The sequence below is a fragment of the Streptomyces sp. NPDC048417 genome (assembly GCF_040651615.1).
Classification (GTDB): domain Bacteria; phylum Actinomycetota; class Actinomycetes; order Streptomycetales; family Streptomycetaceae; genus Streptomyces.
In genome coordinates this window covers 169,630-187,711 of the sequence record NZ_JBEZKI010000005.1, presented here as the reverse complement: position 1 = coordinate 187,711, position 18,082 = coordinate 169,630, and the positions used below count along the sequence as shown (strand labels likewise).

Here is an 18,082-nt window from a genome sequence, read left to right as displayed (position 1 = left end):
ATGGTGTGCGCCCTCGCGGCCGCGATCTGCTTCGGTACGGCGACCGTCCTGCAGGCGATGGCCGCGCGGGCGGCCGGTGACGGCACGGGCGGGGAGGCCGCGCTGCTGCTGCGGGCCGTGCGGCAGTGGCGGTACGTCGTCGGACTGGGCCTGGACGGGCTCGGGTTCGTGTTCCAGATCCTGGCGCTGCGGTCGCTCCCCATCTACGCGGTGAGCGCGGCGCTGGCGTCGAGCCTCGCGGTGACCGCGGTGGTCGCGGCCCGGCTGCTGCGGGCGCGGCTGAGCGGGCTGGAGTGGGGCGCGGTGGGGGTGGTGTGCGCGGGGCTCGCGATGCTGGGGCTGGCGTCGGGTCCTGAGGGCGACCGGGCCGGGTCCGACGCGCTGAAGTACGCGATGCTCGCGACCGCGGTGGGCGTGCTGCTGCTCGGGCTCGTCGGCGGGCGGCTGTCGGGGCGCTGGCGGGCGCTGCTGCTGGGCCTCGGGGCGGGGTTCGGGTTCGGGGTGGTGGAGGTGTCGGTGCGGCTCGTCGACACCCTGTGGCCGGGCGGCCTGCTCACCAACCCGGCGACCTACGCGCTGCTCGTCGGCGGCGGTGGCGCCTTCCTGCTGCTGACCTCGGCGCTCCAGCGCGGCTCGGTGACCACGACGACGGCCGGGATGGTGATCGGCGAGACGATCGGCCCGGCGGCCATCGGCGTGGTGTGGCTCGGGGACCGGACCCGGGAGGGGCTCGCCTGGCTCGGGGTGCTCGGTTTCACGGTGGCCGTGGCGGGGGCGCTGGCGCTGGCCCGGTTCGGAGAGGCGCCCGGGGCGCAGGACACGGGCCACGGGGCGCCCGAGCCCGTCGGTCCAGCGCGTCCGTGATCCCGTCCCACAGGCGGGACCTGGCCTCCAGGGCGACGACGGTTCCTGGAACTCATTCGACGCCGGTCACCGCCGGGTCCGACAGCACCGCGCACAGGATGTCCAGCGCCCCCGACCAGGCGTGGTCGGCGGGGGTGCCGTAGCCGAGGACGAGGGCGTCCAGGGGTGCGGTGACCGCGTCGGGGTGGCGGTGGCGCGGGGTGAGGCCGTCGAGGGCGAGGCCCTGTGCGGCGGCGGCGCGGATCACCCGGCGCTCGGTGCCGGGCGGAAGCCGCAGCAGCACGTGCAGGCCGGCCGCGATGCCGGTGACCCGGATGCCCGGGGCGCGCTCGGCGAGGGCCGCGACCAGGGCGTCCCGGCGGCGCCGGTAGCGGTAGCGGGACGCGCGGACGTGCCGGTCGTAGGCGCCGGAGGTGATGAACTCGGCGAGCGTCAGCTGGTCCGGCGCACCGCAGGTGTCCACGCCGCCCTTGACCTCCGTCACCTCCCGGGCCACGCGCGGCGGCAGCACCATCCAGGCCAGCCGCAGTGCGGGCGCCAGGGACTTGCTGGCCGTGCCCAGGTAGACGACCTCGTCGGGGGCGAGGCCCTGGAGGGCGCCGACGGGACGGCGGTCGTAGCGGAACTCGCCGTCGTAGTCGTCCTCCAGGACCAGGCCGCCGGTGCGCCGCGCCCAGTCGACGACGGCCGCCCGCCGGTCGTGGTGCAGCGGCGCGCCCATCGGGAACTGGTGGGCGGGGGTCAGCAGCACCGCGGCCGGGCCCTGGGGCAGGTCCCTTGTGTCCGTGCCGAGTTGATCGAAAGGCAGTGGGCAGGTGCGGAGTCCGGCCGTCGTCAGCAGCCCCCAGTGCTCGTCGAGGCCGTAGGACTCCACGGCGACCGTGTCCGCCCCGCGGACCCGCAGCAGCCGGCCGAGCAGGCTCAGGCCGTGCGCGAACCCGGCGCAGATCACGATGCGTTCGGGGTCGGCGCGTACCCCCCGGGCACGGGCGAGGTAGGCGGCGAGCGCGGTGCGCAGTTCGACGCGGCCGCACGGATCGCCGTAGTCGAAGGCCTCGTTGGGGGCGGTGGTGAGGGCGCGGCGGGCCGCCCTGAGCCATTCGGCGCGCGGGAAGGCGGAGAGGTCGGGGTGGCCGGCGCGCAGGTCGTAGGCGGGGCGGTGGGCGGTCGTGCCGCCGGCGGGTGTCGCTCCGTGCCGCCCGGCCGGCGACGGCGTCGGCTCCCTGGTCGCGACCCGGGTGCCGGAGCCCTGGCGGGCGGTGAGCCAGCCCTCGGCGACCAGGTCGGCGTAGGCGTCGGCGACGGTGTTACGGGCGATGCCCAGGTCGACGGCGAGGGAACGGGACGACGGCAGCCGGGTCCCGGGGATCAGCCGGCCGCCGCGGACCGCTTCGCGCAGGGCGTCGGTCAGGCCCCGGCGCAGGCCCGGACCGGCCGGTTCCAGATGGAGGTCGACGCCCAGAGTGGCCCATGTTTTCCCCATGGAAATGGACCATACTCCTGGGCTGCCTCACTCCTAGGGTCGAGATATGACCACAGAACACCCGACTGAGTACGCGCCCGAACACTCCCCCCGCCTGCCCTGGTCGGAGCTGGTGCCCGACGTCTACCGGGCGATGGTCCGGCTGGACACCGCCGCCCGGAAGGGCCTCGACCCGAAGCTCCTGGAGCTGGTGAAGATCCGGGCCTCGCAGCTCAACCGCTGTGCGCTCTGCGTGGACATGCACAGCAAGGACGCGCTGGCGCAGGGCGAGAGCGTCGAGCGGATCATCCAGCTCAGCGCCTGGGACGAGTCCGAGCACTTCTACACCGAGAAGGAGCTGGCGGCGCTGGGCCTGACGGAGGCGGTGACCGTCCTCACTGGGGGCACCTCCCAGACGAAGTCTGGGGGAGGCTTTGTGCCGGACAACGTCTACGACCGGGCCGCCAAGCACTTCGAGGAGGCGGAGCTGGCCCAGCTGATCGCCGCGATCACGGTGATCAACGCGTGGAACCGGTTCGGGGTGACCTGCCGTCTGGTGCCGGGGCACTACACGCCGGGGCAGCACGCGTGAGCGAGGCCGGTGTCCGCCCGGCCGGGGCTCCGGCAGGGGGCCACGGCGGCGGTCCGGGAGATCGCCGCCTGGCTCCGTCGGACGGGGCGGCCGGGATCACCTCACGTGGCTGACCGCCGCCGGGCGGAAGCGCCGGTACAGCACCACTCCGGCCGTCAGCGACGCCAGGCTCGCGGCGGCCGGCGCCCAGGGGTTGCCCGTTCCGGTGTGGGCGAGCGTGCCGGTCGTCCGCTGCCGGACGACGGTGGCGGGCGGCTTCGGCGCCGGGTGCGCCTTGGCCGGGTGTGACGGCTGGTGGCGGACGGGAGGCGTGGACCGGACGGGCTTGTCGGGATGGTCGGCCGGTGTGTCGACGGACTCGTTGCCGAAGACGGGATTGCCGATACCCACCACGTTCACGCTGTTGCCGATGGCGTTCAGGGGAACGTCGACCGGAAGCTGGATGCCGTTGCCGGAGAGGACGCCCGGTGAGTCGTGGGCGCTGCCGACGGCCGCGGCCCCTTCCTTCTCCTTGGCCTTGCCACCCTCGTTGGCGCAACGGTTGCCCATCGCTGGGTTGAGCAGCCCGATCACGTCGACGGTGTTCCCGCACACGTTCACGGGGATGTTCACCGGCAACTGGATGTCGTTGCCGGAGACCAGCCCGGGCGAGCCGGACGCGGAACCGTCCGCGGCGGAGTCGGCCCACGCCGGGCCCGCGACCGCCATCGCACCAGACGCGACGGCGAAGGCGATCACACTGTTTCGGGTAGCCCGTTTCATGGGGTCCCTGCCCTTCCAGACACGTCGCGGGCACTCACCCGCGATCGGCGAAATCCAAGCAGAACGAAAGAAGTAGTAGCTTTTCGAGCATTTGACCGGCATCAGGGCGATGCGGGCATGCCGGGCTGGAGCCTGCGGGCCCGCCCGGCCGTCTATGAGACGAGGGGCGCCGCGGTCCTCCGGGCCGGCACCCCGCCGACGTCCGGCTGCGCCATGGTTCGGCTTCGGGCAGCGGATGCGCGCACGACGGCGGGGTACGTGGCCGGGTGATCGACGCGGCGGGCGGCTGCTGCGCGTCGGCCCGTGGCGGCACAGGCCGGGCAAGCAGCGGAGGGGTCAGAGCGCCTGGTTGTTGCAGCCCATGTCCGAACCGAGGTGGCTCTGCTGTGCACCCGGGTTGCCCTCGCCGTTCAGCAGGTTGCCCGCCAGACCGGTGATCGCGCCGACGCTGCCGATCACCTCGATGTTCATGTCGTGCGAACGGCACTCGGTGGCCTGCGTGATGTCCAGGTCGCGGCCCAGGTCGTCGTGTGCGAAGGCGGTGTTGCCGCCGAGGGCGCCGACACTGCCGAGCATGGCGCCCACGAGGACTGCCTTGTGGAACGTGCGCATGGGTTCTCCATTGGTCGAGCGGATGGAATCTGCAAGAGATCGGGCGGGAAGTGCGGATGTTCGCCGGCGCGGCCGTCAGCCGAGTCGGGGAAGCCCCAGCTGGCCGACGGGAGGTGCCGCGACCTGTCCGAGGCCGACCGGGGAGAGCTGCGGCACACCCTGCGAGCCGAGCTGCGGGCTGAGGAGCGGGTTCACCTGCGGATTGATCTGGGGGTTCACCTGCGGGGCGACGATCGCCGGGGCCTGCGAGCCGACGGTCTGGGGTACCTGGGGCACGGCCAGCTGAGGGGCGACCTGCGGCATGACCTGGGGCATGACCTGGGGCACCACCTGGGCCGGCTGCTGAGGGGCGGCCTGGACCGGTTGCGGCGGGGCGGCCTGCTGCGGGTACTGCGGCGCGGCCTGCTGCTGGTACGGAGGGGGGGCCTGCTGCGGGTACTGCGGGGCGGCCTGCTGCTGGTACGGCGTCGTGGCGGCCTGCGCGACTCCCTGCGAGGAGGCCGTGCTGGAGGCGTAACCGGTCGGCTGTGGCGCGGGCGCGGGCGCGGCCTGCTGGACCGGCTGAGGCGCGGGCGCCGGGGCCGCCTGGGGAGCGAATTGCTCGGGAGCCGGAGCCGGCGCCGGGGCGGGACTGCCTTGTCCGATGGGAGCGGCATGACTGACACCGCCGCCGAGTGCGGACAGACCGCTGGCCGCCACTACAAAGAGCGCGGCCTTGTGAAGCTTGCGCATGAAACCCTCGGCCCTTCGATACCTGATTAGGGAAGTCCATTGCATTCAGCGCGGTCACACGTGCACTCGATGTGATTCTCGTACCGCACCGCCGGCAGCGGCAGTTCCGATAAGCACGCGGACTTCGCCTTCGGAGCCGACAGCGATTGCCTCACCTCTTCAGGTCCACTGCCGCTGCCTTCTCCTCGTCGGAACGAGGATTGTCTGCCTGCGGTCACGGCGTCCAAAAGCCCGTCACCCATTTGCCGTCCAATGGGCCGGACTTCACTGTCCGCACACCCTGCGGCAAATGGGTGACCACGACCCGGCGACCGTTTCTGGGTCTGCGCGCGTCTCGTTCCCCACGGGGCAAGAACGATGGGTCACCGCAGCCGCACAGGGCAGCAGGAACAGCGACAACTGCGCCGCCTCATCAGCATTTCATCAGATTCCGTGCACAGGTCAATGAAGGGCCGAGAATTCCATGCGCAAGCTTCGTAGGGTCGCGCTCGTCGTCGCAGCAGCCGGGGGTCTCACCGCCGTCGGCGCCGCCCCAAGCTCCGCCGCCACCCCCGCCGCCTACAACGGGGCTGTGCCGCCTCCCGTTTCACAGCCGGACGCCCAGGCCGCCTCGGCCGCCTCCGCTCAGGCGACCGCGCAGTCCTACGGTTCGCCGACCCAGCAGCAGGCGCCCCCGCAGCGTGGCACCGAGGTCGCCCCGCAGATCAACCCGCAGCTGAACCCACAGATCAACCCGCAGCTTTCGCCGCCGGCCCCGCAGCCGGCGCAGGGACAGGCCGCCCCGGTGAGCCAGACCAACATGTTCCGTCCGTCCCAGGAGTGCAGCCCGCAGTCCCTGCTCGACGCGAACGTCCCGGTCGCTCTGCTCGCCGCCTCCCAGACCCGAGGCATCGACTGCTCCCAGGCCAACAGCCAGTCGAACTCGCTCGCCAACGCGCGCCAGGGGTGACCGCCAAACGTCGGTGCTCGAAAGGGAGTTGTCGAGAATCGCGACCGACGGGTCCGCACCGACGCGATACGGCTTTCGGGTGCTTTCGCTTTGTGATCGCGAAATCGGCGCGTCGTTGCCATCTTTGGCGTATTTCGTACTAATCTCCCGTAACTGTAATAAGTCGATCTCCCACAGATCGCACCCACTCACTCCCCGGAGATGACATGCGTAAGCTTCGCAACGTTGCCGTCCTGATCGCCGCAATCGGCAGCATCGGACTCGTCGGCGGCACGGCCCACGCCGACCAGGGCGGAAAGGGCGGCGAACACGGCGACAAGTTCAAGATCACGCAGAGCTCCAACTGCAAGTCGCACGACCTGAACCTGGACGTCCTCGGCGAGGTCGGCCTGCTCGACGGCGTCCTGGGCAACGCGCTGAACGGCGAGGGCAACCCGGGCGCCCAGGCCACCGACATCGGCTCCACCATGGGCTGCAACAACAGCGCATTCTGAAAATCTGATCGGCGCGGAGACGTCGGTTGACAAATGGTCCCGGTGCCGGGCTTCATGCCCGCGCCGGGACCATTTGTATGCACCGGAAGACCTCCGACTCGGCGAAAATTGCTCGTTTTCGGCGCGCCGCTGGAATATCTCGGTTATTTCGTATCAACCTTCAGGTCAACGGATGCCGATCTTTCACGGATCGCCTCTACCTCACCTCACCGGAGATGAAATGCACAAGGTACGCATGGCTGCCGTCCTCTTCGCCGCATTCGGGAGCATCGGGCTCCTGGGCGCCGGCGCCGCCCACGCCGACCAGGGCGGCGGCAAGCGAGGCGACAGCTTCGACATCCGGCAGAGCAGCACCTGTACGTCGCACGACGGCAACGTCGACATCCTCGGCGAGGTCGGCATCGGCAACGGCCTGGGCGGCAACCTGCTGAACGGCGAAGGCAACGCCGGTGCGCAGCAGAGCCACCTCGGCTCGGACATGGGCTGCAACAACAGCTTCGGCAAGTAAGGCGAAACGACAAAGCCCGGTGCCCCGGCCGTCGGCCGGGGCACCGGGCTTTGTCCATGGCGCTCAGAAACGCGTCAATGGCCCTCAGAACGCGATGTGCGGCTTCTCGAAGCCCTTGGGCAGCTCCGCCTTGTTGGAGCAGTCCACAACGGGCCCGGCGTCCGTGGAGCCGCTGCCCAGCAGTCCGTCCTCCGGATACACCACGCTCGGCCGGTCGGTCGTCTCGCAGTTCTGCGTCTGCCTGATGATGTGCGTGCCGTCCTTGTCGGTGTGGACCTCGTTCTTGCGAATACAGACGGTGTCACCCTGCGCGTTGGTCTTGCAGTCGCTCGAGTGTCCGTCCGCGTACGCCTGTCCGGCGCCCACGCAGATCGCCGCGAGACTCCCGACGAGGCCCGTGACGGTGGCAATCTTCTGCCGAGTGAACATGTGCTGCTTTCCTTTGCAAAAGAGGCCCGGTCGCGTGCCGTTACCGGCGTGCGTCCGGGCCCGAGAAGGTCGAAACAGAGCATCCTGCGCCTGGCCGCGAGGCCGGCCGCAACCGACGACAGGATGGCGGCAGCCCGGACGCGCGCCCCGAGGGAGCGGTGCGTCCGGGCTGCCTTCGCCACGGGATGTCACCCAGCAAGCCGCTGCGCGAACCCCGGAGTTCGTGCGATGTCCCTCAGGCTTCCGAAGAAGGCCGGTGCGCTCGTGATGGCGCCGAGAGGACGAACCCTCGGTACGTCGTTACTCGCCCTCGCCGCCCTGCTGGCCGTAACCCTGCTCGGGGCCCTGCTCGGGACCCTGCTCAGGACCCTGCTCGGGACCCTGCTCGGGACCCTGCTCGGGACCCTGCTCAGGACCGGCCTTCTGCTCCTCCGGCTGACCCTGCGGCTGCACGGCCGGACCGTAGTAACCGCTACCGACGGCAACGGCGTTGGCCGACGAGTTGGCCACGGCGGTGACGCCCTGGCCCGCGTCCTCGCCACCGGCGGCGAAGCTGGCCCCGGCACCGACGAAGGACAGGCCGGCAATCGCCGCCGCTACGACCGCGGCGCGCTGAAACTTACGCATGATGTGACCCTTTCTTGTCCGGGCAGGACAGCCCGGTTTGACTACACAATGTGAGCATATACACACATTAGGTAGTCATTCAGGATCTACACTCGCTCATGTCGCGTCGTTCTCGCCTCGCGACATCGCCCGCCAATGGTCCGCGTGCCGGTCCTCGCGGGTACCGGTCGATCCCCACGTCTCGGGGGAACAGGTCACCTCGGGCCCGAGCCGCGCCCTCCCGTTGCCCAGAACGGCAGGCACCGTCAGGGGCTGCACCGTCTGACAGGTGTCCCGGTGGGGCGGGAGTTCACCTTCGGGGACCTCGCCCTCGAACCGCTGGGTGCAGGAGAGGTTGCCCAGGACGTCCTGGGTGCAGGCCCCCGGGCCCGATACGGCATACGCCTGGGTGATGCCGGTACCGGTTACGACGAGGCCGCCGAGGAGCACCGAAAGAGCCGCGATCTTCTTCCTGTTGAACATGTCAGGCTCACCCTGTGAAAGCGGTGTTGTACTGACCGCAGGTGGTGTCCGTGGTGCCTGCGAGACCGAGCACACCGATCGGGACATCGTTCTCGGCGACCGTCTGCGGACTGCACTCCTGGTAGGGGCGGTAGAGGTCGGACACCTGCAGCCCGTTGGCGCCGCTGTCGGCGACAGCGGTGCCGGCGCCGATGGCGGACAGGCCGCCGGCCGCCGCGACCGCCGCGAGCACGACCTTCTGAAGCTTGCGCATGGAAACCTCGATTCTTCGCTTGTACATCGAGACCGATTGCCTAGCGTGACCGCGCAAACACTAGCAGTAGCCGCATGCGACTTAGCGCACGGGAGATCCGTGTTCCCCATGGGCATATAGCCCGACGAAACCACCAGAGGGACGCCAATTGACCGTATGGCACCTCGGGTTACCGTTAGCCATATGTGCCGCCGATTCCAATACGGTCGTATCAGCGGGAAGTTGAGTCAGAGGAATTCCGGCTGCGCGGCTCGCGTGTGATCGCCCGCCGGCACGGAGGCGATCAGGTCCCGCAGTCGCTCGGCATACCGCCGCACGTTCTTGTAGGCGACCTCGGTGTCCGGGTAACGGCAGGCGAACCAGAGCCCCTCGTGCAGCCGGCTGACCCAGGCGCACACCTGGTCGCCGTACGACACCCGGATCAGCCCGTACGTCTTCTGCTCGGTCCAGTCGGCCGAGCCGGGGGTGAGGCGGGCATCCACGTACGAGACGATCGAGTACATGTCGGGCGAGGTCGGACGGAAGTCCGCGCCGAGCAGACGCAGTACGCGGGCCAGTGGAATGCGCGCCAGCGACCGGTTGGCCCGCAGCTCGGCGCGGACCGTGTCGAGTGCGCCGTCGAAGTCCCGTGCCGCGGGCACCTCGATCGGTGCTCCGCCGACGTACCAGCCCACGGAGTCCGACCATTGGGACTTCAGCCGGGTGTGGAACGGCACGACCGTACGGTAGACCGGCTGCCCGCCGAGTTCGTGGACGATCAGACTGGTCGCGGCCAGGATGCCCACCAGACTGCCGCCGTAGGGCCGGCAGTGCGCCTCGAACGCGGCGGCGGTGTCCGCGTCGACGAGCGGCTCGCACATCAGCTTCTGGGCGGGCAGCGCGCCACCGGGCTGCAGACCGAGGTCGACGGGGAACTCCGGAAGCCTCCCGTCGCACCGGGCGATGAACTCCCGCCACCGCGCGACGATCGCGTGCGTGTCGTCGATCCCGTCCGCGTTCGCCCGCTCGTGCCGGCAGAAGTCGACGTAACTCCCCACCGGCGTACCGGCGACGGGCCGCCCCGTGCCGCCCGACGTGTACAGCCCGTGGATCTCGTTCGAGGTGAGCTGGAGGGAGTAGGCATCGACATTGGTGTGGTCGAAGGCCATGTACACGCTGGTGGAGTCGTCACGGACGACCGCCGCGTAGATGAGGTTCGGCCAGCCGAGCGCGTCCGCCGCGACGTCGAATCGGTCCTGCAGGTACCGGGTCAGCACCTCCGCGTCGGCGAAGTCGCCGACCACCTCGCGGTGCAGCGTCACGTCGTTCGCGTCGAGCGTGAACCGGTGCATGTCGTCGCCGTCCCACCGGAAGCCGCTGCGCAGCGTCTCGTGACGCAACGTCCAGCCGCGCAAGGCCTCTTCCAGCGCGTCGAGGTCGGCCCGGCCCGGCAGGTCGAACGCCGTGCCGAGCCAGGTCGGTACGAACAACCCGTCCTCGCGCACCGCCCGCGCCGTTCTGATGTGCGACTCCTGGATGTACGCCGGCGGCCGCGGATCCGGCGGGAGCGCTGTCGCGGCCGCCACGGTCGCCGGGCTGAACGTCCACTCGACTAGCCGTCCGGGCCGGACCTCACAGCGCTGAATGTCAGAAATTCGCACGATGGCGTCTCCTTCACAGAAGACACCAGCTTGATCAAGGCAGAGCCGTGCGCGAGCGATGGCCGCTGTGTCGCCCGCTTTTCAGCGGGACGTGTGACACCTCGAACGGCGAAGCGATCAACCGGTGTTGCTCACGACAGCCACTCCTTCCACACCGAGGGGTGACCCTCCACCCACTTCTTGGCGGCCTCCTGAGGACTCAGCTTCTGGTCGGCGATCATCAGCGAGACCTCGTTCTGGTCCTCGGTGGTCCACTTGAACTTCTTCAGGAAGGCCGCCGCCCTGCCGCCGCTCTTCGCGAAGTCCGCGTTGAGGTACTTCTGCAGCGGGGTGTGCGGATAGGCGCAGGCGACCTTGGCCGCGTCGGCGTCACAACCCTCCTGGTACGCCGGGAGCTTCACCTCGGTCATCGGCACCTTCTTGAACAGCCACTGGGGCGAGTACCAGTAGGTCAGGAAGGGCTTCTTCTCCTTGGCGAACTGCTTCATCTGGGTGATCTGGGCGGCCTCGGAACCGGCGAAGACGACCTGGTAGTCCAGCTTCAGGTTGTTCACCAGCGCCTTGTCGTTGGTGACGTACGACGGTGAGCCGTCGAGGAGTTGGCCCTTGCCGCCGCTCTCCGCGGTGCGGAAGAGCGAGGCGTACTTGTTGAGGTTCTTCCAGTTCGTGATGTCGGGGTGCTGCTTGACCAGATAGGTCGGCACGAACCACCCGATGTGCCCGGTGACTCCGAGGTCCCCGGCACGGCCGATGGTCTTCTTGTCCTCGACGTACCGCTTCTCCTGGTCCGGGTGGCCCCAGTCCTCCAGGATCGCGTCGACGCGTCCCTGGCTGAGCGCGTCCCAGGCGGGCACCTCGTCCACCTGCACGGTGTCGACGCGGTAGCCGAGTTCGTGTTCGAGCAGGTACTGGGCGACGGCCACGTTGGACTGCGCGCCGACCCAGGACTGCACGGACAGGGTCACGGTCTTCGATCCCCGCGCGTTGGCGAAGGGCGAGGCCTGCTTGGTCATGTCGGCGGCACCGCAGCCGGTCGTGAGGACGAGCACGGAGGCGGCGGCCACCAGGGTCGTACGACGCATGGTCATGCTCCCTTCCTCGTACGGCGCTCCGTGGGCTGGGTGACCCGGTCGAGCATCAGGCCCAGGCAGACGATGGCGGCACCGGCCACCAGTCCGGTCGCCAGATCGCCCTGGGCGAGACCGAAGGCGACGTCGTAGCCGAGGGCGCCACCGCCGACCAGGCCGCCGATGATGACGACGGCGAGGACCAGCACCACGCCCTGGTTGACGGCGAGCAGCAAAGCGGGCCGGGCGAGCGGTAGTTGGACCTGCCACAGCTGCTGACGGCCGGTGGCGCCGAGCGACCGCGCGGACTCCAGGGCAGCGGGGTCGACCTGCCGCAGCCCCTGGGCGGTGATCCGTACGACGGCGGGCAGCGCGTAGACGACGGCGGCCGCCACGGCCGGAGCGCGGCCGACACCGAACAGGGCGACGACCGGGATCAGGTACACGAACTGCGGCATGGTCTGGAACACGTCCAGGACCGGGCGCAGGGCGCGTTCGACGCGGTCGCTGCGGGCGGCGGCGATACCGGTCGCGAGACCGAGCACGAGGGTGACGGCGACGGCCGCGAGGACCTGGGACAGCGTGTCCAGCGACGGCTCCCAGACGCCCAGCACACCGATCGCGGCCATCGCGAGGACGGCGGTGAGCGCGGTGCGCCAGGTGCCGATCAACCAGGCCAGGGCGGCGACGATGAGCAGCACCGACCACCAGGGCAGCCACTGCAGGCCCGACCGGACGGGGTCCAGGATCCAGGTGGTGAAGTGGGCCGCCCAGTCGGCGGTGCCGCCCACGACCGGGACGCCCGAGTACAGGTGGGCGGTCATCCAGTCGACGGCGCGGTTGACCGGTTCGGCGAAGTTCACGGTCCAGGCGGCGGGCCAGCCGAGGCCGCCGAGGAGACGGGCGACGACGGCCACGGCCACGGTCGCGGCGAGGGCGTAGAGGAGGCCGACCGGGGAGCGGCGGGTGTCGTCCCGCTCGCCCGCCGCCGCGGTGATGCGGTCCAGGACGACCGCGAGCAGCACGATCGGGATGCCGGCCGCGAGGGCCGCGCCGACGTCGACCGAGGCGAGGGCCTGGTAGACGCGGTCGCCGAGGCCGCCGGCGCCGATGACGGAGGCGATGACCGCCATCGACAGCGCCATCATGATCGTCTGGTTGAGACCGAGGAGGAGTTCCTTGCGGGCGAGCGGGATACGGGCGGTCAGCAGCCGTTGCCTTCGGGTGGCGCCCAGGGACTCCACCGCCTCCAGGACTTCCGGGTCGGCGCCGCGCAGGCCGAGGGCGGTGAGCCTGGCCATGGGCGGGGCGGCGTAGACGACGGTGGCGAGGACGGCCGCGGGGACGCCGATGCCGAAGACCAGGACGACCGGGAGGAGGTAGGCGAAGGCGGGGAGCACCTGCATGGTGTCGAGGACCGGGCGCAGGGCGCGGTGCAGCCGGTCGGAGAGACCGGCGCCGAGGCCGAGGACCAGGCCGACGGCGACGGACGCGAGGACCGCCACGACCATCAGGGCGAGGGTCTGCATGGTCGGCACCCACATGCCGAGGGCACCGCAGGCGAGGAACGCGACGGCCGTCCCGACGGCGAGCCGGAGGCCGGCGACGCGGTGCGCGACGGCTGCGGCGAGCACGGTGACGCCGGGCCAGCCCGCGGCGAGGAGGGCGAGGTAGACGGCGCGGACGGTGAGGACGACGGCGTTGCTGATGTAGCCGAGGAAGTAGAGGAAGAGGGGATGGGTGTCGCGGTTGTCGATCACCCAGTTGCTGGCGGAGGTGAGGGGGGAGGAGAGGTCGACGGTGAGGGTGTGGGGCCAAGCGGCCGCGGTCCAGTGGGAGTTGGCCAGGGGGACGAGGACCGCGGCGACCACGGCCAGGGCGAGGAGCTTGCGCACCGCCTGGCTGGCGGGCAGGGCTATTCGGCGGGGACTCGGGACAGTGATCGTCGCCATCAGACGCCCTCCGGACTGGTACGGGGGGCGGGGGGCTTCACTTGCCCGCGCTCGGGAGGAACCCCATCGGCCGGGGGACTCTGCGACGGACGGTGCGGCTCCCCACCCAGAGGCGCGGGGCTCTCACCTGTGCGGCTCTGCCCCGTGGGCGCGAGCGGCCCACCACTGCCCGCGGCCGGACGACGGCTCGCACCCGGGTCAGCTCCGTGACCTTGCGAGGGACCCGCCGCATCCCCACCCAGGGGCGCGGGGCTCTCACCTGTGCGGCTCTGCCCCGTGGGCGCGAGCGACCCACCACTGCCCGCGGCCGGACGACGGCCCGCACCCGGGTCAGCTCCGTGACCTTGCGAGGGACCCTCCGCATCCCCACCCAGGGGCGCGGGGCTCTCACCTGTGCGGCTCTGCCCCGTGGGCGCGAGCGGCCCACCGCTGGCCGCGGCCGAATGCCCGCCCGTGGGCGGCTTCGCCACGATGCCGAGCAGCGTGTCCGCGTCCACGACGCCCACGCACCGGTCCCCCTCCACGACCCGTGCCGGGGCGCCGGCCGCGGCCACCACGTCGATCGCCTCGGCCACCGTCGACCGCACGCCGACCACCGGGCCCGTCTCGGTCTCTCCCGCCTCCGGTGCCCGCATCGCGGAGCCGACCGTCAGGACCTGCTCGCGCGGTACGTCCCGCACGAACTCCCGGACGTAGTCGTCGGCCGGGGAACCGACGATCTCCTCCGGCGTACCGAGCTGCACCACCCGCCCGTCCCGCATCAGCGCGATACGGTCGCCGAGCTTGAGCGCCTCGCTCAGGTCATGCGTGATGAAGACCATCGTGCGGCCCTCCTCCTGGTGCAGGCGGACCACCTCCTCCTGCATGTCCCGCCTGATCAGCGGGTCGAGCGCGCTGAACGGCTCGTCGAAGAGGAGCACCTCGGGGTCGACGGCGAGCGCCCGCGCCAGCCCGACCCGCTGGCGCTGGCCGCCGGACAGCTGGCCGGGGCGGCGCTGCTCCAGGCCCTCCAGGCCGACCTTGGCGACGACCTCCGCGGCCCGCCTGCGCCGCTCGGACCTGCCGACGCCCTGGATCTCCAGGCCGTACGCGACGTTGTCCAGGACGGACCGGTGCGGCAGCAGCCCGAAGTGCTGGAATACCATCGCCGCACGGTGCCGGCGCAGCTCCCGCAGCCGCCCCTTGTCCATCGCACGGACGTCCTCGCCGTCGATGACGATCGTGCCGGACGTGGGCTCGATGAGCCGGGTCAGGCAGCGGACCAGCGTCGACTTCCCGGAACCCGACAGGCCCATCACCACGAAGACCTCGCCCTTGCGCACGTCGAAGGAGACGTCACGGACGGCGGCCGTACAACCGGTGCGGGCGCGCAGGTCGGCGGGCGCGAGCCCGGTCAGCTCGGGGTCCGCGGGAACGCGTTCGGCCTTCGGACCGAAGACCTTCCACAGACCGTCGACGGAGAAGACAGGGGTAGAGCCAGGGGGTGTGGCAGGGCTCGTCACAGGGGTCGTACTACTCATCACGCACCGCCCTTCAGCAGGTCCACGGCCCTCTCGCCGACCATCAGCACTCCGATCATCGGGTTCACGGCCGGCATGGTCGGGAAGACGGACGCGTCGGCAACACGGATGCCGTCCAGGCCGCGGATCCGCAGCTCCGGGTCCACCACGGCCTGTCGGTCGTCCGCGGAGCCCATCCGGCAGGTGCCCGCCGGGTGGTACACCGTGTGCGCGACCTTGCGGGCGTACTCGCTGAGCTCGGCGTCGCCGAGGATCTCCGGCCCCGGGCACACCTCGCGCTTCAGCCAGCCGGCCAGCGGCTCGGTCTTCGCGATCTCGCGGGCGATACGGATGCCGTCGACGAGGGTGCGGCCGTCGTAGTCGTCCTCGTCGGTGAAGTAGCGGAAGTCCAGCGCGGGCTTCACGGACGGGTCGGGGCTGGTGAGGTACAGCCGGCCGCGGCTGCGCGGCTTGGGGATGTTCGGGGTCATCGAGACGCCGAACTCCGGGCGCTGGTAGCCCAGTCGCTCCGGGTTGTCCGTGAACGGGATCTGGTAGAAGTGGAACATCAGGTCCGGGCCCGCGTGTTCGGGGTCGCGGCGCACGAACAGGCCCGCGTCGGAGTCCATCGCGGAGTTCTCCGGGATCGGGCCGTTCGTCTCCCAGACGATCACCGACTCGGGGTGGTCGAGGAGGTTCTCGCCGACGCCCGGGAGGTCGAGCGCGACCGGGATGCCGAGCGCCTCGAGGTCCTGGGCCGGGCCGATGCCCGAGTGCAGGAGCAGCCGCGGGGAGTCGACGGCGCCCGCGCTCAGCACGACCTCCTCGCGGGCCCGTATCAGCAGGTCCTCGCCGTCCTTGGTGCGGACGTGGACGCCCTCGGCGCGGGTGCCGTCCAGCTCCAGCCGGTACGCCCAGGTCTCCAGCAGGATCGTCAGGTTGGGCCGGTCGTCCATCACCGGGTGGAGGTAGGCCACCGAGGCGCTGGAGCGCTTGTTGTCCTCGGGGTGGTAGGCGAGGTCGAAGAAGCCGGCGCCCTCGGTGAACGGCTTGCGGTTGAAGCCCTCCACGCGCGGGACGCCCAGCGCCTCCTGCGCCGCGTCGACGAAGTCGCGGGCGATGGCGTTCCGGTCCTTCTCGTCGACCGGGACGATGTTGTTGAGGAGACGGGCGTAGTACGCCTCCATCGGGACCCCGCCCCAGCCCTTGGCACCGGCCGCCTCCCACTCGTCCCAGTCGGAGGGCAGCGGCTTGAAGGCGATGAGCGTGTTGTGCGACGAGCAGCCGCCGAGGACGCGGGCCCGGCTGTGCCGGATGTGGGAGTTGCCGCGCGGCTGCTCGGTGGTCGGGTAGTCGTAGTCCAGCTCGCCGCCGAGCAGGCCCATCCAGCGGCGCAGGGTGAGGACGTCGTCGCGGCCGACGTCGCTGGGACCGCCCTCGATCACGGCCACCGTGACATCGGGGTTCTCGGTGAGACGGGAGGCTATGACGGAACCCGCGGTTCCGCCGCCGATGACGACGTAGTCGTAGGTGTGGGACTGGGACATGGGGGGTGCTCCAAAAGGCTTCCGAAGACCTCGGTGAGGCTTCTCGCGTCGCCGCTCTTCTCGTCCGGCGGCTCTTCTCGCGTCGCGGCTTCTCGCGTACGGCGGTCGGGTGGGCTCAGCCGGCGAACCAGCGGACCGGCCGCGGTGCGAGGTTCTGGTAGACGTGCTTGGTCTCGCGGTACTCGGCGAGCCCGGCGGGCCCCAGCTCGCGGCCGGTGCCGCTCTTCCCGAAGCCGCCCCACTCCGCCTGCGGGAGATAGGGGTGGAAGTCGTTGATCCAGACGGTGCCGTGCCGCAGCCGCCCCGCGACCCGGCGGGCGCGTCCGGCGTCGGCGGTCCAGACGGCACCGGCCAGGCCGTACTCGGTGTCGTTGGCGAGGGCGACCGCCTCGTCCTCGGTGCGGAAGGTCTCGACGGTGAGGACCGGTCCGAAGACCTCCTCGCGGACGACCTTCATCTCCCGGTGGCACTGGTCGAGCACGGTCGGCTCGTAGAAGTAGCCGCCGGCGGGCCGGTCGGCGGACGGTTCGGGACGCTTGCCGCCGGAACGCAGCACCGCGCCCTCCGCCAGTGCCGACGCCACGTACGCCTCGGTCTTGGCGCGCTGCTGCTCGGAGACGAGCGGGCCGCACTCGACGCCGTCCGCCGTACCGCGTCCGAGGCGGATCCGGGCGGCCCGGCGGGCGAGTTCGGCGACGAACCGTTCCCTGAGCGGCTCCTCGACGATCAGCCGGGCGCCGGCCGAGCAGACCTGGCCGCTGTGGATGAAGGCGGCGTTGAGGGCCTGGTCGACGGCGGTGTCGAAGCCCTCGTCGGTGGCGCAGGCGTCGGCGAAGACGACGTTGGGGTTCTTGCCGCCGAGTTCGAGGGCGACCTTCTTGACCGACACGGCGGCCGCCTGGGCGACCTTGACCCCGCTGACCAGTCCGCCGGTGAAGGAGACCAGGTCGACGTCGGGGTGCTCGGCGAGGCGGGCGCCCACGCTGTGCCCGGGGCCGGTGACGAGGTTGGCGGCTCCGGCCGGCAGCCCGGCCTCCGCCAGCAGCTCGACCAGCGCGACGGTCGTCAGCGGGGTGATCTCGCTCGGCTTGATCACGAAGGTGTTGCCCGCCGCCAGAGCCGGAGCGATCTTCCAGCTCGCCTGGAGCAGGGGGTAGTTCCAGGGGGTGATCAGGGCGCAGACGCCGACGGGCTCGTGGACGACGACGCTGTGGATGTCGGGCGAGCCCGCGTCCACCACCCGGCCCGTGCCCTCCGCCGCCACCAGATCGGCGAAGTAGCGGAAGGCGTCGGCGACGCAGTCGATGTCGACCCGGCCCTCCTCGACGGTCTTGCCCGCGTCCCGGCTCTCCAGGAGGCCCAGCTCCTCGCGGTCGCGTACGAGCAGGTCGGCCACCCGGCGGAGCAGGGCGGCGCGCTCGGCGACCGGGGTGCGGGGCCAGTCGCCGGTGTCGAAGGCACGCCGTGCGGCGGCCACCGCCGTCTCCGCGTCCTTCTCGTCACCCTCGGCGACCACGGCGAAGGACAGGCCGTCCGCGGGGTCGATGATCTCGCGTGTCGCGCCGGAGACGGCTTCCAGCCACTCGCCTCCGGCATGGATGGTCGCTTGTGCCGTTCGGTCCGCCATGATC

The 18,082-nt window shown here is 71.0% G+C and carries 18 protein-coding genes and 1 pseudogene; 5 read left to right on the top strand and 14 right to left on the bottom strand.

Going from position 1 to position 18,082, the window contains the following annotated elements; genetic code table 11:
* Positions 1-864 carry a DMT family transporter gene (locus AB0D59_RS09955; RefSeq protein ID WP_362563520.1) on the top strand — a complete coding sequence of 288 codons (864 nt, stop codon included), beginning with the start codon at positions 1-3 and terminating at the stop codon, positions 862-864.
* Between the two features lie 52 nt (positions 865-916).
* On the opposite strand, the gene AB0D59_RS09950 is transcribed toward AB0D59_RS09955, so the two are convergent.
* Positions 917-2,347 (bottom strand): PLP-dependent aminotransferase family protein, encoded by a 1,431-nt coding sequence (locus AB0D59_RS09950; RefSeq protein ID WP_362563010.1) that lies wholly within the window; start codon positions 2,345-2,347, stop codon positions 917-919.
* Positions 2,348-2,393: 46 nt separating this feature from the next.
* Here AB0D59_RS09950 and AB0D59_RS09945 point away from each other — a divergent pair, with 46 nt between their 5' ends.
* A complete protein-coding gene (locus AB0D59_RS09945; protein WP_362563008.1) occupies positions 2,394-2,918 on the top strand; it encodes a carboxymuconolactone decarboxylase family protein in 525 nt (174 codons plus the stop codon).
* 96 nt (positions 2,919-3,014) lie between these two features.
* Here AB0D59_RS09945 and AB0D59_RS09940 read toward each other — a convergent pair whose 3' ends face one another.
* The 3 genes from AB0D59_RS09940 to AB0D59_RS09930 all read right to left on the bottom strand — a co-directional run bounded on the left by AB0D59_RS09940 (position 3,015) and on the right by AB0D59_RS09930 (position 5,024).
* Positions 3,015-3,656, bottom strand: coding sequence for a chaplin (locus AB0D59_RS09940; RefSeq protein ID WP_362563006.1), 642 nt, complete (start codon positions 3,654-3,656; stop codon positions 3,015-3,017).
* A gap of 360 nt (positions 3,657-4,016) precedes the next feature.
* Complete coding sequence (locus tag AB0D59_RS09935) at positions 4,017-4,292, bottom strand: hypothetical protein (protein ID WP_362563003.1); 276 nt, start codon at positions 4,290-4,292, stop codon at positions 4,017-4,019.
* 75 nt (positions 4,293-4,367) lie between these two features.
* Positions 4,368-5,024, bottom strand: coding sequence for a hypothetical protein (locus AB0D59_RS09930; RefSeq protein ID WP_362563002.1), 657 nt, complete (start codon positions 5,022-5,024; stop codon positions 4,368-4,370).
* Between the two features lie 463 nt (positions 5,025-5,487).
* Between AB0D59_RS09930 and AB0D59_RS09925 the strand changes: the two genes are divergently transcribed.
* The 3 genes from AB0D59_RS09925 to AB0D59_RS09915 all read left to right on the top strand — a co-directional run bounded on the left by AB0D59_RS09925 (position 5,488) and on the right by AB0D59_RS09915 (position 6,975).
* Complete coding sequence (locus tag AB0D59_RS09925) at positions 5,488-5,973, top strand: hypothetical protein (RefSeq protein WP_362563001.1); 486 nt, start codon at positions 5,488-5,490, stop codon at positions 5,971-5,973.
* A 206-nt stretch (positions 5,974-6,179) separates the two neighbouring features.
* Positions 6,180-6,467 carry a hypothetical protein gene (locus AB0D59_RS09920; RefSeq protein ID WP_351693341.1) on the top strand — a complete coding sequence of 96 codons (288 nt, stop codon included), beginning with the start codon at positions 6,180-6,182 and terminating at the stop codon, positions 6,465-6,467.
* Between the two features lie 220 nt (positions 6,468-6,687).
* A complete protein-coding gene (locus tag AB0D59_RS09915) occupies positions 6,688-6,975 on the top strand; it encodes a hypothetical protein (protein ID WP_360487764.1) in 288 nt (95 codons plus the stop codon).
* Between the two features lie 84 nt (positions 6,976-7,059).
* On the opposite strand, the gene AB0D59_RS09910 is transcribed toward AB0D59_RS09915, so the two are convergent.
* The 10 genes and pseudogenes from AB0D59_RS09910 to AB0D59_RS09865 all read right to left on the bottom strand — a co-directional run bounded on the left by AB0D59_RS09910 (position 7,060) and on the right by AB0D59_RS09865 (position 18,078).
* On the bottom strand, positions 7,060-7,404 hold the full coding sequence (locus AB0D59_RS09910; RefSeq protein WP_362562998.1) for a hypothetical protein: 345 nt from the start codon (positions 7,402-7,404) through the stop codon (positions 7,060-7,062).
* A 300-nt stretch (positions 7,405-7,704) separates the two neighbouring features.
* Positions 7,705-8,031, bottom strand: a complete 327-nt coding sequence (locus AB0D59_RS09905) for a hypothetical protein (protein WP_362562996.1) — start codon at positions 8,029-8,031, stop codon at positions 7,705-7,707.
* A gap of 96 nt (positions 8,032-8,127) precedes the next feature.
* Positions 8,128-8,493 carry a hypothetical protein gene (locus AB0D59_RS09900; RefSeq protein ID WP_362562995.1) on the bottom strand — a complete coding sequence of 122 codons (366 nt, stop codon included), beginning with the start codon at positions 8,491-8,493 and terminating at the stop codon, positions 8,128-8,130.
* Between the two features lie 7 nt (positions 8,494-8,500).
* Entirely contained in the window at positions 8,501-8,746 is a 246-nt protein-coding gene (locus tag AB0D59_RS09895; protein ID WP_362562993.1) for a hypothetical protein, read from the bottom strand.
* Between the two features lie 227 nt (positions 8,747-8,973).
* Positions 8,974-10,386, bottom strand: coding sequence for a condensation domain-containing protein (locus AB0D59_RS09890; RefSeq protein ID WP_362562991.1), 1,413 nt, complete (start codon positions 10,384-10,386; stop codon positions 8,974-8,976).
* Positions 10,387-10,517: 131 nt separating this feature from the next.
* Positions 10,518-11,468 carry an ABC transporter substrate-binding protein gene (locus AB0D59_RS09885; protein ID WP_362563517.1) on the bottom strand — a complete coding sequence of 317 codons (951 nt, stop codon included), beginning with the start codon at positions 11,466-11,468 and terminating at the stop codon, positions 10,518-10,520.
* A gap of 2 nt (positions 11,469-11,470) precedes the next feature.
* A complete protein-coding gene (locus AB0D59_RS09880; protein WP_362562990.1) occupies positions 11,471-13,405 on the bottom strand; it encodes an ABC transporter permease subunit in 1,935 nt (644 codons plus the stop codon).
* 464 nt (positions 13,406-13,869) lie between these two features.
* A pseudogene (locus tag AB0D59_RS09875) lies at positions 13,870-14,925 on the bottom strand (glycine betaine/L-proline ABC transporter ATP-binding protein); the annotation flags it as partial.
* On the bottom strand, positions 14,925-16,451 hold the full coding sequence (locus tag AB0D59_RS09870) for a GMC oxidoreductase (RefSeq protein WP_362562989.1): 1,527 nt from the start codon (positions 16,449-16,451) through the stop codon (positions 14,925-14,927). The gene AB0D59_RS09870 and the pseudogene AB0D59_RS09875, both read right to left, overlap by 1 nt.
* A gap of 115 nt (positions 16,452-16,566) precedes the next feature.
* The gene (locus tag AB0D59_RS09865; RefSeq protein ID WP_362562988.1) at positions 16,567-18,078 is read right to left on the bottom strand and encodes an aldehyde dehydrogenase family protein; all 1,512 of its coding nucleotides are present in this window, start codon (positions 18,076-18,078) and stop codon (positions 16,567-16,569) included.
* Positions 18,079-18,082: the final 4 nt, after the last annotated feature.